Source organism: Methylocystis sp. L43 (genome assembly GCF_015709525.1).
Lineage (GTDB): Bacteria > Pseudomonadota > Alphaproteobacteria > Rhizobiales > Beijerinckiaceae > Methylocystis.
Window position 1 is genome coordinate 247,107 of record NZ_JADNRA010000033.1, and the last position, 974, is coordinate 248,080.

The window sequence follows — 974 nt, forward strand, 5'->3', positions numbered from 1 at the left end:
CCCCGCGCCTTCGGCGCGACCCTCCCCCTCAAGGGGAGGGCGGTTGCGCAGCACGAAACATTTCTGATTCACGCGGATCGTCGCGCGGATGACTTCCGGCGGAATGGACAGAAAACTCTCGTCAAACGCGCCCATGAGCGTCACCGGCCATTCGACGAGTCCGGCGACTTCTTCAAGCAGGCCAGCGTCCTCGACAAGCTCCAGCCCTTGCGCGAAGGCGAGATCCTTCGCGTCGTGCAGGATGATGTCGCGCCGGCGCGCCGCATCGATGACGACTTTGGCGCGCTCGAGCGAGAGCGCGTAATCCTCGAAGCGCTTCACGCGAATGGGTTGCGGCGCCAGGAAGCGATGGCCGTGGGTCACATTGCCTGACGCGATTCCGTCGACCTCGAAGCGGACGACCTCGGGCGTTTCGGTCTCCGGCCCGAAAGTCGCCACGATCGAATGGAGCGGCCGCACCCAGCGCAGCGAATCCCCGCGCTCGGACGCCGCGCCCCAGCGCATCGATTTCGGCCAGGGAAAGCTCTTGATGATCGCCGGCAGAATTTCAGCGAGGACGTCGATCGTCTCCGCGCCGGCGCGCTCGATGACGGCGAGATAAAACTCGCCGCCCTTCTTGTCCTTCGCGATCTGCGCCTGATCGAGAGAGGCGAGGCCGGCGCTTTTCAGAAACCCGGCGACCGCCGCCTCGGGCGCGCCGACGCGCGGCCCTTTGCGCTCTTCGCGGATATCGGGCTGGCGCGATGGCAGGCCGACCACCTGCAGCGCGAGGCGGCGCGGCGTGGCGTAGGCGACGGCGCCCTCATAGGTCAGGCCGCGATCGACCAGCGCATTGGTGACGAGCCGCTTCAGATCGTCAGCCGCCTGCCGCTGCATGCGCGCCGGAATTTCTTCGGAGAAGAGTTCGAGAAGGAGATCGGACATTGCGCAGTCTATTCCCCTCCCCCCGCTTGCGGCGGGGAGGGGTTAGGGGT

General features: G+C 66.5%; 1 protein-coding gene. It reads right to left on the reverse strand.

Features of this window, described 5'->3' with window-relative positions; translation table 11 throughout:
- The coding region (locus IYX23_RS14630; protein WP_196398855.1) for a glycine--tRNA ligase subunit beta at window positions 1-924 on the reverse strand (924 nt) is incomplete at its 3' end.
- Window positions 925-974 lie beyond the last annotated feature (50 nt).